This window comes from Pseudoxanthomonas yeongjuensis (assembly GCF_010093345.1).
Classification (GTDB): Bacteria; Pseudomonadota; Gammaproteobacteria; order Xanthomonadales; family Xanthomonadaceae; genus Pseudoxanthomonas_A; species Pseudoxanthomonas_A yeongjuensis.
The window spans coordinates 1-16181 of record NZ_PDWT01000012.1 but is presented as its reverse complement, the minus strand read 5'-3'; the positions used below and the strand labels follow the sequence as shown (position 1 = coordinate 16181).

14 protein-coding genes are annotated in these 16181 nt (G+C 65.2%); 10 read left to right on the top strand and 4 right to left on the bottom strand.

Annotation, left to right across the window (positions count from 1 at the left end; all coding sequences use genetic code 11):
* Positions 1 to 8 precede the first annotated feature (8 nt).
* Both CSC74_RS17040 and CSC74_RS17035 read right to left on the bottom strand, forming a co-directional pair.
* Entirely contained in the window at positions 9 to 575 is a 567-nt protein-coding gene (locus CSC74_RS17040; protein WP_162315703.1) for a pseudouridine synthase, read from the bottom strand.
* A 73-nt stretch (positions 576 to 648) separates the two neighbouring features.
* Positions 649 to 1500, bottom strand: a complete 852-nt coding sequence (locus CSC74_RS17035) for a class I SAM-dependent methyltransferase (protein WP_162315702.1) — start codon at positions 1498 to 1500, stop codon at positions 649 to 651.
* A gap of 176 nt (positions 1501 to 1676) precedes the next feature.
* On the opposite strand from CSC74_RS17035, the gene CSC74_RS17030 reads away from it, so the two are divergent.
* The gene (locus CSC74_RS17030; RefSeq protein ID WP_162315701.1) at positions 1677 to 2642 is read left to right on the top strand and encodes an aldo/keto reductase; all 966 of its coding nucleotides are present in this window, start codon (positions 1677 to 1679) and stop codon (positions 2640 to 2642) included.
* Between the two features lie 7 nt (positions 2643 to 2649).
* On the opposite strand, the gene aceK is transcribed toward CSC74_RS17030, so the two are convergent.
* Positions 2650 to 4356 (bottom strand): bifunctional isocitrate dehydrogenase kinase/phosphatase, encoded by a 1707-nt coding sequence (gene aceK / locus CSC74_RS17025; RefSeq protein WP_162315700.1) that lies wholly within the window; start codon positions 4354 to 4356, stop codon positions 2650 to 2652.
* Between the two features lie 368 nt (positions 4357 to 4724).
* On the opposite strand from aceK, the gene CSC74_RS17020 reads away from it, so the two are divergent.
* From CSC74_RS17020 to CSC74_RS16995, 6 genes are all read left to right on the top strand, one after another.
* A complete protein-coding gene (locus CSC74_RS17020; RefSeq protein WP_211369683.1) occupies positions 4725 to 5366 on the top strand; it encodes an RNA polymerase sigma factor in 642 nt (213 codons plus the stop codon).
* Positions 5335 to 6309: a FecR family protein gene (locus CSC74_RS17015; protein ID WP_162315699.1), complete on the top strand. Its 975-nt coding sequence runs from the start codon at positions 5335 to 5337 to the stop codon at positions 6307 to 6309. Before CSC74_RS17020 ends, CSC74_RS17015 begins: the two co-directional genes overlap by 32 nt.
* Before the next feature lie 88 nt (positions 6310 to 6397).
* The gene (locus tag CSC74_RS17010) at positions 6398 to 9778 is read left to right on the top strand and encodes a TonB-dependent receptor domain-containing protein (RefSeq protein WP_162315698.1); all 3381 of its coding nucleotides are present in this window, start codon (positions 6398 to 6400) and stop codon (positions 9776 to 9778) included.
* A 69-nt stretch (positions 9779 to 9847) separates the two neighbouring features.
* The gene (locus tag CSC74_RS17005; protein ID WP_162315697.1) at positions 9848 to 11437 is read left to right on the top strand and encodes an alkaline phosphatase D family protein; all 1590 of its coding nucleotides are present in this window, start codon (positions 9848 to 9850) and stop codon (positions 11435 to 11437) included.
* A gap of 2 nt (positions 11438 to 11439) precedes the next feature.
* Positions 11440 to 12756: a metallophosphoesterase family protein gene (locus CSC74_RS17000; protein ID WP_162315696.1), complete on the top strand. Its 1317-nt coding sequence runs from the start codon at positions 11440 to 11442 to the stop codon at positions 12754 to 12756.
* A gap of 9 nt (positions 12757 to 12765) precedes the next feature.
* Entirely contained in the window at positions 12766 to 13986 is a 1221-nt protein-coding gene (locus tag CSC74_RS16995) for a ComEC/Rec2 family competence protein (RefSeq protein WP_162315695.1), read from the top strand.
* 71 nt (positions 13987 to 14057) lie between these two features.
* Here CSC74_RS16995 and CSC74_RS16990 read toward each other — a convergent pair whose 3' ends face one another.
* Entirely contained in the window at positions 14058 to 14933 is an 876-nt protein-coding gene (locus CSC74_RS16990; protein ID WP_162315694.1) for a LysR substrate-binding domain-containing protein, read from the bottom strand.
* Positions 14934 to 15040: 107 nt separating this feature from the next.
* Here CSC74_RS16990 and CSC74_RS16985 point away from each other — a divergent pair, with 107 nt between their 5' ends.
* Genes CSC74_RS16985 through CSC74_RS16975 form a run of 3 tightly spaced genes read left to right on the top strand, consistent with a single transcriptional unit; the run spans position 15041 to position 16050 of the window.
* Positions 15041 to 15412 (top strand): hypothetical protein, encoded by a 372-nt coding sequence (locus tag CSC74_RS16985; protein WP_162315693.1) that lies wholly within the window; start codon positions 15041 to 15043, stop codon positions 15410 to 15412.
* Positions 15413 to 15455: 43 nt separating this feature from the next.
* Positions 15456 to 15740: a hypothetical protein gene (locus CSC74_RS16980; RefSeq protein WP_162315692.1), complete on the top strand. Its 285-nt coding sequence runs from the start codon at positions 15456 to 15458 to the stop codon at positions 15738 to 15740.
* Between the two features lie 13 nt (positions 15741 to 15753).
* The gene (locus CSC74_RS16975) at positions 15754 to 16050 is read left to right on the top strand and encodes an antibiotic biosynthesis monooxygenase family protein (protein ID WP_162315691.1); all 297 of its coding nucleotides are present in this window, start codon (positions 15754 to 15756) and stop codon (positions 16048 to 16050) included.
* Positions 16051 to 16181 lie beyond the last annotated feature (131 nt).

Genomic DNA, 16181 nt, shown 5'->3' with positions numbered 1-16181 from the left:
GCCCGCTCCTACGCGCGCGTGGAGGAAGTCTCCATGGGGGACAAAGGCTTCCATTGGCCGGGCAGCAGTCCGCCCAGCGCATGCTCGCCCACCGAAACCCGCACCAGGCGCAGCGTCGGCAATCCGACCGCCGCGGTCATGCGCCGCACCTGGCGGTTGCGGCCTTCGCTGATCGTCAGTTCGATCCACGCGTCCGGCACGGTCTTCCGGAAACGCACCGGCGGATCGCGCGGCCATAGCGCAGGGGCGGACTCCAATGCACGCGCCCGCGCCGGCAGGGTGATGCCGTCGTTCAACACCACGCCCTGGCGCAAGGCCGAGAGTTGCTCCGGCTTGGGTTCTCCTTCCACCTGCACCCAGTAGCTCTTGGCCTGCTTGTGGCGCGGATCGGTGATCCGGTTCGCCAACACCCCGTCATCGGTCAGCAGCAACAAACCTTCGCTGTCGTAATCCAGCCGGCCGGCGGCATAGACGTCCGCCGGCAATCCGAATTCCGCCAGCGTCCGCCGCGGGGGAATGCTGCGGTCGGTGAACTGGCAGAGGACGTTGAAGGGTTTGTTGAGGGCGATGAGCATGGTGGTCAGGTGAAAACGCCGCCGCGGCCCGTGGATTCATGGGCCGCGGCGGCGGCAATCCTGCAGGTGCGGGTCAGTCGCGGCGCGGTTTCACAAACCGCAAAGTCATCCGGTCGCTTTCACCGATCGCCTTGTACTTCGCGTCATCCACCGCATCGTGGTTGTTGGCGGGCGGCAGGGTCCACACGCCGTTGGGATGGTCCTTGGTGTCGCGCGGATTGGCGTTGACCTCGCTCTTTTCCGCCAGCTTGAAACCGGCGGCCTCGGCCATCGCGATCACCTGCGCCTCGCCGACATAACCGCTCTTGTCGTCGGCGGGAACGTCGGTCCTGGCGCGATGCTCGACCACGCCCAAAGTGGCGCCGGGCTTGAGCACGGCGAAGAAGCCCTTGAACATGCCCTCGGCCTGTCCCGACGAACGCCAGTTGTGCACGTTGCGGAAAGTCAGCACCAGGTCGGCCGAATCCGCAGGCCCGAACACCGGCGCCTTGGGGTCGTAGCCCACCACTTGCGCCTTGCCGTATTGCGCCGGCGAAGCGGCGAACTTCGATTCCAGCGTGGTCTTGCTCTTCTGCTGGTACTCGCGGCCCTTGCCCTCGGCAACGGCGGCCGGATCGACCACCGCGGCGACATAGCGGCCGTTGTCGCGCAGGTAGGGTGCCAGGATTTCCGCATACCAGCCGCCGCCCGGGGTGATCTCGATCACCGTCTGCGTCGGCGCGATGCCGAAGAACGCCAGTGTCTGCCGCGGATGGCGATGGGCATCGCGGGCCACGTTGGCCGGGTCGCGCCAACTGCCTTGCAGCGCGTTGTCGAGCGCCGACGATGCGCTGGCCGGCGAGGCATCGGCCGGTGCCTGCGCGAGCAACGGACAGGCGGCGGTCAGGGCGACCAGCACGGCCAGGCACAAGGAAAGACGTTTCATCGGCAACCCTCCACGATCAAAGTGCGGCGAGCCTATCACGTCGATTGAAAAGCGCGCTTTGTTCAAAAAAGGTTATCGCGCGGGTAGCGGTCGCGGAACACAGTATCCGCACGCCACGTCGTGGAAACGCGGTTCTTGGCGTCTATCCTGTCGAACTCCCAGCGCAGGAATCCCCCATGACCCTCGCCTCGCAGGCCCGTGAACTGGGCAGATCCGGATTGAAGGTGCAGCCACTCGCGTTCGGCGGCAACGTGTTCGGCTGGAGCGCCGACGAAGCGGTTTCATTTAAGCTGCTCGATGCCTTCGTCGGGGCCGGCTTCAACCTGGTCGATACCGCCGATGCCTATTCGGCGTGGGTGCCCGGCAACCATGGCGGCGACTCGGAAACCATCCTCGGGCGCTGGTTGCGCCGCAGCGGCAAGCGCAACGACCTGGTCATCGCCACCAAGGTCGGCAAGTGGAGCGAACACGCCGGGCTTTCGGCGCCCAACATCGCCGAAGCGGTGGAAGGATCGCTGCGGCGCCTGCAGGTCGAAACCATCGACCTGTACCAGGCGCACGAAGACGATCCTTCCGTTCCCCTCGAGGAAACCCTGGGCGCCTTCTCGCGCCTGATCGAACAGGGCAAGGTGCGCGCCATCGGCGCCTCCAACTACAGCGCCGCGCGCCTGGCCGAAGCGCTGCGGGTGTCGAAGCTGCACAACCTGCCGCGTTACGAAACCCTGCAGCCGCAATACAACCTCTACGACCGCGCGGGCTACGAGTCCGGACTCGAACCGCTGATCCGCGCCGAGGGCATCGGCGTGATCAGCTACTACTCGCTGGCCAGCGGTTTCCTCAGTGGCAAGTACCGCAAGGCCGCGGACGCCGGGAAAAGCGCCGCGCGCGGCGCCAGCGTGGTCGACCGATACCTGAACCCGCGCGGCCTACGCATCCTGCAGGCACTGGATGCGGTCGCGGCCGATCGCAACGCGAACCCGACACAGGTCGCGCTGGCCTGGCTGATCGCGCGCCCCGGCATCGTCGCGCCCATCGCCAGCGCCACCACCACTTCGCAACTCGCCGATCTGGTCGCGGCCACGCGGCTTGCCTTGTCGGCGACGGAAATCGCGGCGCTGGATGCCGCCAGCGCCGAGGACTGAGCTCGCCTCAGGCCAGCCGCGCCGCGTCCGGATACGGCGGCGTGTCCGGATAGTCGCCATCGCGCAGCCGCGCCTGCAGCTGGCGCCACCATTCCGGGTCGAAGATCTCGCCATGCGCGTGTTTCAGCGCCGCCATCAGCGGTGGCGACAGGCCGAGGAATTTCGGGAACTGCTCGGGGAAGATGTCGTTGGGTCCGGCGTAGAACCAGCCATCGTCCATTTCCTCTTCATGGTGGCGGGCCTGCGGGATCGCGCGGAAATTGCATTCGGTGATCAGGCACAGCTCATCGTAGTCGTAGAACACCGCGCGCCCGTGCCGGGACACGCCGAAATTCTTCAGCAGCAGGTCGCCGGGGAAGATGTTGTTGCGGGCCAGGTCCTTGATCGCCTGGCCGTAGTCGATCACCGCCAGGCGCGCGGCTTCCGGCGCCTGTTCGCGCAGGTAAAGGTTCAGCGGGCGCATGCGCCGTTCCACGTAGCACAGGTGCACGACGATGTCGTCGCCATCGACGGTGATGCCGTGGGCGCAGGTCTGCAGCAGTTCCTCAAGCAAACCTGTGGAGAAGCGCGAACGCGGGAAGCGCAGGAAGCGGTACGGCTGCGCATCGACCAGGCGGCCGACGCGGTCGTGCAGGAACACCAGCGCGTACTTGCCCTCGACCTGTGCGCGGTTCATTTCCTTGGGATAGGCGAAGCGGTCGCGGATCACCTTGAACACCAGCGGATAGCTGGGCAGGGTGAACACCGCCATGACCATGCCGCGCTCGCCCTCGGCCTGGGTCAACGGTTCCTGCGGCAGGGCGGCGAAGTGGCGGAAGAAGGTGCGGAAGCGCTCGGTCTTGCCCTGCTTGGCCCGACCGAGCACGGTGTAGATCTCGTCGATGGGCTTGACCGGCAACAAGGTGCGCAGGAACACCACCGCATCGCCGACCGTGCCCAGATCGGCGTGGAAATAGCTGCGCGAATAACTGAAGAGATGGGCGACGTCGGCGCGATGGGTCAGCACCGCGTCCACGCGCAGGCCGCGTTCGTCGTTGACCAGGGCGATGACGCACGGCGAGAAGCGGTGCTCGCCGAACACGCGCCCGACCAGATAGGCACGGCGCTCGCGGTAGAACACGGTTTCCAGCAGCTCCACCGAACGCACCGGGTTCGGTCCCCAGTGGGCCAGGTCGTCCTGCAGGCGAATGACTATCGCCGCGGCGCAACGCGTGCGGTGCGCGTACGGCACGTCGAAGCGGTAGTCGCCGAGCAGCCGGGTGAAGCTGTCCACCGGCCGCAGTTCCGACACCGCGTAGCTGTGGCGCCCGACCGGATGGGTGATGGCATCGGTGGGCTCGATGTCCATGGCGATGAATTCGATCGCCGCGTCCACGCCGCGGGTGCGGAAGAAGCGCCGGGTCAGGGTGTTGTAGAAGGTCTTGAACAGTTCGCGGTCGATCAGGCCCTCGATCAGGCGCCCGTAGCTGTCGCGGATCGCCGACCACAGTTCGCGGTCGTGGGCGCCCTGCTGCAGGTTCGCCTCCAGCCGCAGCATGCATTCGCCGACGCACTGGTCGTACAGCTCGATGCGCTCCACCGCGTCGATGCGCGCCGCCGCCCAGTCGCGGGTCTCGAACCGCCGCCGCGCGCGCCGGGTGATATCGGCGAAGCGCGCGTGATAGTCGGCGAAGGCGTCGCGGATGATGGTGGCGAAGGCGTCGGCGGGCTGCATGCCGGTATCGTAAGGCCAATTGCCGGCGAGCCGGCATGATGCGCGTATCACTGGAATCGGCAAGGCAGGCTGGAGCCAGGAGACCGGCAAGCCATGTGCCTTGATCGGGCTGGCGATGGTCGGTTCCGCCCCCGAAACGGCCGTTCGCAAGGATGGAATGTCGTTATTCGGCGTATTCCAGCAAACCAGTGAAGGCGCCAGCGATGGCGCACTGATGGAGTAGCGCTTGTCGTTGTCGGCGAACAAGGATGCCGGTATCCAATCGGCTCGCATATACGCCTGCACTTGTGGGCTCTATACACGCAACCGTCATGTTCAGCGTCTAGCTTCGGAGGTTTGTCGCCTGTACGTGCCCGGGGATTTGCGTGATGGAGCGGAATTCGCAACAAGGGCAACGGTCGATGGTCGCTGCCGATGCAGAGGAGCGGACGCGCTGGTTCCTGCACCATGTCCTGCCGCACGAGGCGGCACTGCGCGGCTGGTTGTCGTGTCGGCGCAGCATCGATGCGGCGGGAGTGGATGACATCATCCAGGAAAGCTACGCGGTGCTGGCAGAGCGCGAGCGGGTGGACGACATCCAGCATCCGCGTGCCTACCTGTTCCAGATAGCCCGTTCGCTGGTGGTGCGCAACATCCGTCGGTCGCGAATCGTGCCCATTCTGGCGGTCGAGGACCTCGAGCGGTTCGAATTCACCGACGAGGCCGCCACCCCGGAGCAAAGCGCCGCCAGCCGCGATGAGCTGCGCCGACTGGCAGAAATAATCGCGTCCATGCCGGGCCAGACCCGGGAAGCCTTCGTTTTGCGCCGCATCCATGAATTGTCCCAGCGCGAAATCGCCGTGCGCATGGACCTTTCCGAAAGCACCGTCGAGAAACACATCGCCCGTGGCATCCGCTGGCTGGGGGAATGGTTCGCCAGTGGCGGAAACCCACCTGTCAAAACCTCCAAGCAATTGGAGAGAGAAAAAGGGCGCGCCAATGGACGATCGCGAAACCAGCCGGGAGATTGAACGGACCGCCGCACAGTGGGTGGCGCGGTGGGACCGCGGGCGGCTGTCTTCCGCGGAGGCCGAGGAACTGAAGCGATGGCTGGCCGGCGATGCGCGGCGGCGAGGGGCTTACCTGCGCGCCAGGGCGCTATGGCTGCGCAGCGAATCCGCCAGCGCGCTTGGTCCGCGATACGATCCGGAGGAGTTCCGGACTGGAGCGGAGCCTTCTCGGCGGCCCGGCTCCACCCGCCGATGCCTGCTGGAATGGGGCGGTGCGATGGCGGCCTCGCTGCTGCTGGTGGTGTTGACGGCCGCGTTGCACATGCCGACCGCCTACGCCACGGTCAAGGGCGAGATGCGCCTGGTGCCGCTGGCCGGCGGCAATTCGATGACCCTCAACACCGACAGCCGGGTCGAGGTGCATGACGACGCTGGCCAGCAGCGCGTACGCGTCGTGCGCGGCGAAGTACTGTTCGTGGTCTCGGCGAATGCGAACGGGGCGGTGATGATCGAAGTGGACGGGCGCCGGGTCCGCGCCGCGGCGGCATCCTTCGTCGTGCGCAAGCTGCCGGCGCAGGCCACGCAAATGGTAGTGCTGCAAGGACACGCGGAATTGCCCGGCGCACGCACGCGGCTGGATGCCAATACCCGCGCCCTGCTGCCCGTGGGCGAAGATGCGGTCGTCGACGTCGAAACGGTGGCTGCAGACAGGCTGGCGCGCGAACTCGCGTGGCGCGAAGGCAAGATCGCCTTGCAAGGCGAAACCCTGGGCCAGGCCGTCGCCGAGTTCGCCCGTTATAGCGATACGCGCATTGTCATCGCCGATCCGCGACTGGCGAAGATGCAGGTGGCGGGCCTGTTCGCCACCAACAATCCGGTGGGTTTCAGCCTTGCCGTGGCCGAAGTATTCGATGCGCGCGTGCAGCAGGGGCGCGGGAGCATCGTCATCGGCAGCGCACATTAAATTTTTTTGACGGATAGCGGAAGCGGACGGGCCATACCTCTCAACTCCCATTGCCGCATCCCCACGCGGCCATCCAAGAGCCGAGACCATGATCCGTTACAAGAAATTCCTGCTAAGCAGCGCCATCGTCGTGGCGCTGTCTTCCGCTCCCGGCGCGATGGCGCAGCAACGCCGCTTCGACGTGCCGGCGCAACCGGCCGTCAGCGCCATTCCGGAGCTGGCGCGCCAGGGCGGCATCCAGATCGTCGCCCCCGCCGGTTCGCTCGAGGGCGTTGAAATCCCCGCGATCAGCGGCGAAATGGACGTGCGCGAAGCCTTGCGCAAGTTGCTGGATGCCGCCGGACTGGAGATAAAGTCGGAAGAGGGCGGGGTGGTCCTGCTGCAAAAAAAGTCGGAAAGCGCCTCAGTCCGCCAAACCGCTGGCAGTGGCGCCATCAGCGGCGTCATTCTCGATCCGGCGACGGGTGAATACCTGCGCAACGCGCGCATCAAATTGAACGGTCGCCAGGTCGCCACGTCCACCGATCGCGGCGAATTCCGCATCAACGACGTGCCGGCCGGAAGCCAGCAGTTGAGCGTGGAGTTCACCGGCTTCATCACCGCCAGCCGCAGCATCGACGTGCGCGCCGGCGAAACCGCTGCGCCGGTGGTCGAACTGTTCGTTTCCGGCGGCGAGTTGGCCAATGCCGATGCCGCCACGCTCGATACCGTGACCTCGATCGGCGCGCGCGAAGGCGATGCGCGGGCGATCATGGAGCAGCGCGCGTCGATGAACGTCACCAACACGCTGTCGGCCGAATCCTTCGGCGAAATCGGCGATGGCAACCCGGGCGAATTCCTGAAGTACATGCCGGGCGTGGATTTCGATGTGGTCGCCGACGATGCGCCGCGCAACATCAGCCTGCGCGGCCTGCCGGCCAAGTACACGGGCGTGACCCTCAACGGCGTGAGCCTGCCTGGCATCGACGCCAACTCGGCCAGCTCGCGCACCTTCAGCTTCGAGCAGTCGGCGCTGGCCGGCGTGGATTCGATCAGCATCAACAAGACCACCAGCGCCGACATGGACGCCAACGCGCCGGCCGGCACCATCGACATCCGCACCAGGAACGCCTTCGACGCCAAGGGCCGGAAAATCGTCGTTTCGCTCGGCGGCACCACGCATTCCGGCCTGTGGGACAGCAGGAAAACCGGCTGGATGGAAGGCGGCTACGACACCAAGTGGCTTCCGTCCAGCAGCATCAATTACTCGGACGTGTTCTTCGACAACCGCCTCGGCATCGCCGCCGGCATCAGCAGCATCACCAATCTGGTCGAGCAGGTGCAGATCAACTCCAGCCGCAACTACGTGGCTACCGCCACCAGCCCGGATCCGTATGCGGTGACGCAGATCGCCGCCACAGGCTATGACCGCGAGTACAACCGCCGCGTCGCTTCGCTCAGCGCGGACTTCAAGGCCACCGATGAATTGATCCTGTCGCTGACCGCCAGCGTCAGCCGCGGCGACATCGACCCGAGCCAGGTCATCCCGACCTTCACCAACGGGCGCGCCACCGCCGCCAATCCGCATGAAGGCGATCCCTCGAAGGATTGGGTCACGCATTACCCGGCCGGCACCGACACCCTGACCCAGGCCGCCAACTACACCTACAAGATCGGCTATTCGCGCAACTTCGTGCCGCGCTTCGTCTGGCAGAACGAGAACTTCAAGCTGGACGGAAACCTGTTTTCGGCCAGCTCCAACAGCCGCTACGCCTCCGGCAAGAAGGGCCAGGTTTCCAACTTGCTCAACACCATGAGCGCGAAGGGCAACTACAGCGCCTCGCGCAGCGACTGGATGCACCAGGACTGGGACATCCAACAGATCGACGGCGTCGACTGGGCGCTGCCGGAAGCGTGGACGCTGGCCAATTACAGCGGCGCACTGGGTTCTTCCAGCCGGCCGAGCATCCGTACCACCAGCGGCAGCGCCGCGGAGCTGGATTACCGCGGCGGCGCGCTCAACTTCGAGTTCTACCAGGACATCGGCGACGTGGCGGTGGCCTGGAAGACCGGCGCCAAATCCACTTTCGCCGATTACGAATACGCCAACACCTCCGACGCCAACATCTGGACCTACAACGGCCCGCTGACCAATGCCGAATTCCTGCGCGAAGTGCAGAGCGCCAACCAATGGCACAGCGGCGAATCCGGCATGACCGTCAACACCCTGGGCGGCGGCGACCTGTACGTCTACAGCCTGGCCAGGATCTACCAGATGATGCAGGCCAACCCGGAGCAATGGGTGCGCAGCGAAACCGCGGCGCAGTGGTACAACGCCAACATCGCCAACGCGAACAGGATCGACGAGAACATCAATTCCGTGTACTTCATGGGTACCGCGGACCTCACCGACAAGCTGAAGGCGCAGGCGGGCATCCGCTGGGAACAGACCAATGAAACCGGCCATGACTTCGATCCGCTCAGTGCCGACGACGTGCGCGCCGCCGGCTATGCGGTCAGCGCCAGCACCGGCCGCGCCACCACCGTCGACGGCCTGAAGTACCAGTACCTGAGCAATCCACGCAAGCAAACCAAGAGCAGCTACAGCGACTTCTTCCCGAGCGCTTCGGTCAAATACAGCGTCACCGACAGCCTCGACATCCACGCCGGCTACAGCAAGACCATCATGCGCCCGGAAGTGGGCGATCTGGCCGGCGTGTGGTCGGTCGACTACGGCACCGAGGACGGCAATGTGCTCACCGCGCCGAACATGAACCTGAGGCCGGAATACTCGGACAACTTCTCGATCCGCGCGACGCAGTACTTCGAGCCGGTGGGCCTGATCGCCTTCGGCCTGTTCCACAACAGGATCAAGGACCTGATCAGCACCGCCACAATGACTCCGGGGGACTTCGGCTACGACGGCGACGAGCCGATCGACCTGGTCGTCACCACGGCCAACAGCGACCGCGACATCAGCATCAACGGCTACGAGTTCGAGTTCAACCACGCCATGGATTACCTGCCCGGCGCATTGAGCGGGATGACCGTGCGCGGTTCCTACACCCACACCAATCCATCGGAAACCTTCGAGCGCGTGGCCAAGCAGGTCGCCAGCTTCGGCCTCGGCTGGAAGTACGGTCCGGCGCGCTTGAACCTCAACACCGTATGGAGCGATGAAAAGGATCGCGGCCCGACCGCCGCGGTCAAGGTCGACAACGGCAACGGCGCGTATACGTTGCCCTACCAGGAACAGCCGTTCGACGACTACCTCGAAGTGAACATGTCCGGCGGCTGGACCTTGGTCAAGAAGACCAAGGGCAACTGGTTCGGCCTGGAGGCGTACTTCAGCGTCAACAACCTCTTCAACCAGAACCGCAACACCGTGTACTCGAACGGCCCGGTCGGCCTGGGCGAAAAAGGCCACCACAGCCAGATCTACATCACCAGCGGCCGCCGCGCATCGGTCGGCATCCGCGTGCGCTTCTAAGCGGCCGCAACCGGCCGGACGCCTCGCAAGGCGCGCCCGGTCCCGGTTTCCAGAACCCGAGGAATCCACATGAAACCGATCCCCCTTGATCGTCGCAAGTTCCTGCTCGGCGCCGGCTCGCTGGTCCTGTTCGCCGGGCTGCAGCCGGGCAGGCTGTGGGCCGCGCCAGAGTTCTGCGGGTACCCGTTCGCGCTCGGCGTAGCGTCCGGTGAGCCGGCCGCCGACGGCTTTGTGATCTGGACGCGGCTCGCGCCGCGACCGCTGGAGGAAAACGGCGGCATGCCGATGCTCGGCGTGGCCGTGCAATGGGACGTGGCCGAGGACCCGGGTTTCAGGCGGATCGTGCGCAAGGGTGAAGCCATCGCACGCCCGGAGCTGGGCCACAGTGTGCACGTCGAAGTGGATGGCTTGAAGCCGTCGCGCCCGTACTGGTATCGCTTCAGTGCCGGAGGCCAGCCGCCCAGCCCGGTCGGCCGTGCGCGCACCACGCCGGCGATCGGCGAGAAGCCGAAGCAACTGCGCATCGGCGTGGCCGGGTGCCAGCACTACGAAGCCGGCTTGTACACCGCCTACAGGCACCTGAGCCAGGAACCGGAGCTCGATGCCGTTTTCCACTACGGCGACTACATTTACGAAGGCCGCGGCAAGGACGACAAGTTCGTGATCGACGCGGCCGGCAACAGGATGGCGCGCCAGCACGTGGGCGATGAAATCTACACCTTGAACGATTACCGCCGCCGCTATGCGCAGTACAAGTCCGATCTGGATTTGCAGACCGCGCACGCGGCCGCCGCATTCCTGATGACCTGGGACGACCACGAGTTCGACAACAACTGGGCTGGCGAAAACGACCAGGACGGCGCGCCGCCGGAAGTGTTCGCGCTGCGCCGCGCCGTGGCGATGCAGGCCTGGTACGAGAACATGCCGGTGCGCCGCGCGCAGTTTCCGACCGCGCAGGGCATCCGCATGTTCCGCCGCATCGACTACGGCCGGCTGCTGCGCGTGCACCTGATGGACACGCGCCAATACCGCAGCAAGCAGCGTTGCGACCCGAGCATGATCGGCAGGAAGCCGTGTCGTCCGCTGGACGAACAAGGCCCGGAGCAGATCATCGGCGACGCGCAGGAAGCCTGGCTCGGCGAGGGCCTGAAGGAGGACTTCGGCTGGCACCTGCTTGCGCAGCAAGTGATGATGATGCCGTACAGATATCCGGAAAATCGCGCCGCCGGCGCGATCAATACCGATTCGTGGAGCGGTTATCCGCAAGCGCGCGCGCGCGTGGTCGACCTGATCGAGCGGCGCGCCAAGGGCAACGTCATCGTCGCCACCGGCGACGTGCACAAGCACCACGCCGGGGTGATCCCGCGCGACCCCAACGATCTCACCAGCAAGCCGGTCGCGGCCGAATTCGTCGCTACTTCAATCGCCTCCGGCGGCGACGGCAGCGACATGCCAAAGGGCTGGGAGAACGTCCTGGCCGAGAACCCGCACAACGTACTGTTCAACGATCGCCGCGGCTACCAGGTGTTCGACATTGGCCGCGACGAATGGAAAACCAGCGTCATCGCCGTCGACAGGATCACCGAAGCCGGGGGCAAGAAGTCGGTCGTGGCCAAACTCGCCGTGGAACGCGGCAAACCGGAGATCGATAAAGCGTGAACATGAAAACGCAAGTCCTGTGCCTCACCATTGCCCTGCTTGCCACGCCGGTATTGGCGGACGAAGCGAAGCAACCATGGAAACCGCACCAATGGAAGCGCGGTGATTGCGGCGAGTTCACCATCGCGGCGATCCCGGACACGCAGAACTACGTGGACTACCGCCACCAGAAGGCGGAAGGCTATCCGTTCGACGCGGTCGAGCAGTATTACGAGCAGATGCGCTGGATCGCCGCAAACGCGAAAAGCAGCGGCGGCGAAATCGTGTTCGCCACCCATCTGGGCGATTTGTGGCAGCACTATTCGGAGTGGATGGATCCGGAGCACGAGGCGCGCGGCTTCAAGTGGATGCCGAATCCGAATGGCAGTGAAGTGGCGCATTCGCCGAAGAAGCAAAAGGTGCTCGAATGGGAAATCCCGAGCGTGGTGAAGGGCTTTCGGTCTCTCAAGGGGAAGCTGCCGTTCTCGGTGATTCCCGGCAACCACGATTACGACGCGCTGTGGACCAGCCCGGAGCATCCGCCGCAGCCGAACCCGGAGACCGGCAGGATGCGCGGCGGTATCCGCCATGTCGGCGGTTTCAGCGGCTACCGCTCCGCGTTCTCGCCGCAGTCGGAATTCTTCGATGGCCAACCGTGGTACGTCGCTTCCAACGACGGCGGCGCCGACAGCGCGCAGATCTTCGTTGCCGGCCAATGCCGCTTCCTGCATATCGGCTTGCAGTACTACGCGCCGGATGCCTCGCTGGCCTGGGCCGAACGCATTATCGAGAAGTACAAGGGTGTGCCGACCATCGTCACCACCCACGGCTACCTCGAGCGCAACGGCGATTTCATCCGCGCCTCGAATACGGACAACAGCATCCTCGACCATCGCGACAACAACCCGCAGATGATGTGGAACGAATTCCTCGGCCGCCACGACCAGATTTTCCTCGTGCTCAGCGGTCATGTCGGCGGCCAGGGCCACAGCATCGCCGAAAACCTGCACGGCCTCGAGGTGCATCAGGTGATGGCCGATTACCAGAGCCGATGGCAAACCGCGAAAGACGCCGGCCGCACCTCCGCCGACGACAACAACGCCGTCGGCGACGGTTGGCTGCGACTGATGAAATTCAAGGTCGACGGTGCGCAGCCGAGCATCGAGGTGCGCACCTATTCCACGCACTACAAGAAGTTCTCGTCCGAATTGAAGCAGTACGCCAGCTGGTACAAGCGGCAGGACGGGCAAGCCGGGATCGGCGATGCGGAATTCCTGCAGCGCGACGAATTCAGCTTGCCGCTGCGCGATTTCCACCAGCGCTTCGACACGCGCGACTGAGCGACGCCGATGCGTAAAACCATATCTTTCGCCGCGCTGCTGCTGGCCGCCAACGCGCACGCGCAGGACATCGGCCAGCCACTGCCCGCATGGCGGCAAGGCGAACTCGACATCCACCACATCAACACCGGCCGCGGCGAGTCCTCGCTGCTGATCCTGCCCGATGGCACCAGCCTGCTGGTGGACATGAGCGGCAAGACGGTGGAGAGGCCGCCGTTTTCGCTGCCAACCAAGCCCGACGCCTCGCGCGCACCGGGCGAGTGGGTGGCCCGTTACCTGCAGCGGGTGCTGCCGTTGCCGTCTGGAAAAGACACGGCCAGGCAAATCGACTACGCGATGATTTCGCACTTCCATGGCGACCACATGGGCGCGATCGTGGAGGATTCGCCGCGCTCGAAGAACGGCTACCGGCTCAGCGGCATCACCGAGGTCGCCGAGCACCTGCGCATCGGCACCGTGATCGATCGCGGCTGGCCGGATTACGCCTACCCGGCGCCGCTGAAGAACCCCACCATCGACAATTACCGCAGTTTCCTCGATTGGCAAGCGAAGCATCGCGGGTTGAAGGTCGAACAGTTCCAGCCTGGCCGCAACGACCAACTGAAGCTGCTGCACGAGCCGAACGCGTATCCGCAGTTCGCGATCCGCAACGTGTATGCCAATGGCCGGGTGTGGACGGGTGAAGGCACGCGAACGCGCCCCGTTTTCAGCCGTGAAGAGGCTCCGGGAGAGAACGCGTTGAGCATCGCCTTCAAGCTCAGTTACGGCGCGTTCGATTATTTCAGCGGTGGCGATCTGTCCGCGCAGGATATCGAGGTCGACCCGTCGCTCGACAATGTCGAGGCCGCGGTGGCTCAAGCCAACGGCAAGGTCGATGCGATGAAGGCGAACCACCATGGCAGTTGGGATGCGAACAGCGCCCCGTTCCTGCGCCTGCTGCAACCGCGCGTGATCGTGGTCGGCGCGCGCGCCGAGGGCCATCCGGCGGTCAACACGTATCAGCGCATGACGTCCGCAGCCACTTGGCCGGGACCGCGCGACATCTTCATCACCAACGTCTCCGCTGCCACGTTCAAGACCACCTACAACATCGAGAAGGCGGCGAGCACGCAAGGGCACGTGGTCATTCGCGTCGAGCGTGGCGGTGCGAGCTATCGCGTGTTCGTCCTCGATGATTCGGATGAAGCCATGCGGGTGAAATCGATATCCGGTCCGTATTCCAGCAATTGAGATAGGGGGAGCCGAAGCACGGAATGGTTTGAATTGGCCTTCGGAAAAGCAAGCAAGGCCACACCGGAAGCCTAAACAGGCTTGGCTTCCGCCTGCTCCAGCAACCAGCCGCGCAACGTCTGGAACCCCGGGTGCTGCCGGCTGCGCTCGGGATACACCAGGTAGTGGGCGAATTCCGCCTTCAGCCGCTTGCGGGTGAGCGGGACCAGGCGGCCGCTGGCGATCAACGGCTGGGCCAGGGTCTGCCGGGCCAGGGCGATGCCCAGTCCCTGGGCCGCGGCCTGGTGCAGGGTTTCGGTGTCGTCGAACACCGCGACATAACGCGTCGGCGCGGTGCCGCCGAACGCGGCGAACCAGTCGCGCCAGCGGTCGGCCGGATCGCCCAATAGCGGCAAGGTCGAAATCGCCGCCAGCGACGGCTTGCCGTGCCTGGCGATGAAGTCGGGGCTGGCCACCGGCGTGATCCATTCGTCGAACAGGAATTCCGAAGTGACTCCCGGCCACTGGCCGCCGCCGAGACGCAGCGCGGCATCGACCGGCTCGCGTTCGAAATCGACCACATGCGTGCTCGACTGCAGGCTCAGCCCCAGTTCCGGATGCCGCGACAGGAATCCCGACAATCGCGGCACCAGCCAGGCGGTGCCCATCGACGGGATCAGGCTCAGGGTCAGCGCGTTGCCTGTGCGCGTTCCGAGCCGGCGCAAGGCGTGTTCGATGGCATCGATCGGCTCGGCCACTGCATCGAACAGGCGTTGGCCCTGCGGGGTCAGCACCACCCCGCGTGGACCGCGCGCCAGCAATTGCTGGCCCACGCGTTCTTCCAGCAGGCGCATGCGATGGCTCAGGGCGCTGACCGTGAGGTGCATGGCCTCGGCGGCGCGGGTCAGGTTGCCCAGCCGCGCGGCGATCACGAAGGCGTCGATCTGGTCCAGCGGTGGTCGGCTCATCTTTAGATTCCCTCAAGTCTGGTTTGCGGAAGTTTCGCTTTTTCAGCCTCAAGGATGGGCCTAACTTGTCGGCCATTCAAGCCGGATGGGCCGGCGAGGAGCACACCATGAAGACCAGCACCTACAACTCCTGGTGGCGGGAAATGGGCGCCATCAGCCGCGGCATGATGTTCATCGAGGGCAATATCGCCACGCCGGCCAGCCTGGATCGCATCGGGCAGGACGGACGCGCAGATGCGCCGGCAGCGCGCCCTTCGTCGCAGTCCGACGTTCGCCCGGAGCCGTCTCCGGCGCGGAAGCGGAAGACCTTCAGCCTGTACGAGGACCTGTTGTTCCTCGGCGGCCGGCCGATGACATCGGGCCACAACGACGACCTCGACGAACCCTTCCCGCAGACCTTCGCCGAACCGAAGGACCGCACGCACCGGTTCGGCGCGCGCCGCCAGGCACCGCAACCGCAACACTGCGCGACCTGCTGACCGACAGGCAGGCCACGTGGTTCCAACCCGTGGAGCAGACACCATGAACAGCAAGCGCCTTCTTTTCCCGGTCGCCGCCGTGCTGCTGGCGGCGACGATTGTTCTTCCCTTGCGCGTGGAAAAACCTTCCCCCTCCGTTGCCGCGGCTTTGCCCCGCGTCGTCGACCTGGCCGCGATCAGCGTGCGTCCAGCCGCCGCGGATGCCGCGTACTACCGATCGAACCGGATCGTCGACTTGCCGGCCGTCACCGTGCGTCCAGCCGCCGCCGACCAGTCGTTGTTCCTGGCGGGACTCGCACTGCAGGCCTCGTTGGCTTGCCGCTGCTGAGAAGGAGAGGATCGTGATCGCGAGGCTCTGGCGTGGCGTCACCCTTGCCGAGAAATCGGAAGCGTACCTCGCCTTCCTGCAGGCGCGTGCGGTGCCGGACTATCGCGCGATCCCGGGCAATCTGTCGGTGGACATCCTGCATCGCACCGTGGGCGCGATCACCCATTACCTGATCGTCACCCGTTGGGAATCGCGCGAGGCGATCGCGGCCTTCGCCGGAAACGACATCGCGCAGGCGAAGTACTACCGGGAGGACGTGGACTTCCTGCTGGAATTCGAGCCGACCGTCGAGCATTACGAAGTCTCGTAGGGCATTCGTGGGAACAACCTTGGCTTTTTCCGATTGCTGGCGGGGTGTACGCTGGGGCGAGCGCGTCGGTCGACGCGCCTGTCCCGACTTTCCCACCTACCCGGAGGATCCATGTCCCGCACCCTGATCTG

What these genes read in the sequence shown, in the direction of transcription:
- CSC74_RS17040 (WP_162315703.1), bottom strand. Translation starts at nt 575, where the DNA reads ATGCTCATCGCCCTCAACAAACCCTTCAACGTCCTCTGCCAGTTCACC.
- CSC74_RS17035 (WP_162315702.1), bottom strand. Translation starts at nt 1,500, where the DNA reads ATGAAACGTCTTTCCTTGTGCCTGGCCGTGCTGGTCGCCCTGACCGCC.
- CSC74_RS17030 (WP_162315701.1), top strand. Translation starts at nt 1,677, where the DNA reads ATGACCCTCGCCTCGCAGGCCCGTGAACTGGGCAGATCCGGATTGAAG.
- aceK (WP_162315700.1), bottom strand. Translation starts at nt 4,356, where the DNA reads ATGCAGCCCGCCGACGCCTTCGCCACCATCATCCGCGACGCCTTCGCC.
- CSC74_RS17020 (WP_211369683.1), top strand. Translation starts at nt 4,725, where the DNA reads ATGGAGCGGAATTCGCAACAAGGGCAACGGTCGATGGTCGCTGCCGAT.
- CSC74_RS17015 (WP_162315699.1), top strand. Translation starts at nt 5,335, where the DNA reads ATGGACGATCGCGAAACCAGCCGGGAGATTGAACGGACCGCCGCACAG.
- CSC74_RS17010 (WP_162315698.1), top strand. Translation starts at nt 6,398, where the DNA reads ATGATCCGTTACAAGAAATTCCTGCTAAGCAGCGCCATCGTCGTGGCG.
- CSC74_RS17005 (WP_162315697.1), top strand. Translation starts at nt 9,848, where the DNA reads ATGAAACCGATCCCCCTTGATCGTCGCAAGTTCCTGCTCGGCGCCGGC.
- CSC74_RS17000 (WP_162315696.1), top strand. Translation starts at nt 11,440, where the DNA reads ATGAAAACGCAAGTCCTGTGCCTCACCATTGCCCTGCTTGCCACGCCG.
- CSC74_RS16995 (WP_162315695.1), top strand. Translation starts at nt 12,766, where the DNA reads ATGCGTAAAACCATATCTTTCGCCGCGCTGCTGCTGGCCGCCAACGCG.
- CSC74_RS16990 (WP_162315694.1), bottom strand. Translation starts at nt 14,933, where the DNA reads ATGAGCCGACCACCGCTGGACCAGATCGACGCCTTCGTGATCGCCGCG.
- CSC74_RS16985 (WP_162315693.1), top strand. Translation starts at nt 15,041, where the DNA reads ATGAAGACCAGCACCTACAACTCCTGGTGGCGGGAAATGGGCGCCATC.
- CSC74_RS16980 (WP_162315692.1), top strand. Translation starts at nt 15,456, where the DNA reads ATGAACAGCAAGCGCCTTCTTTTCCCGGTCGCCGCCGTGCTGCTGGCG.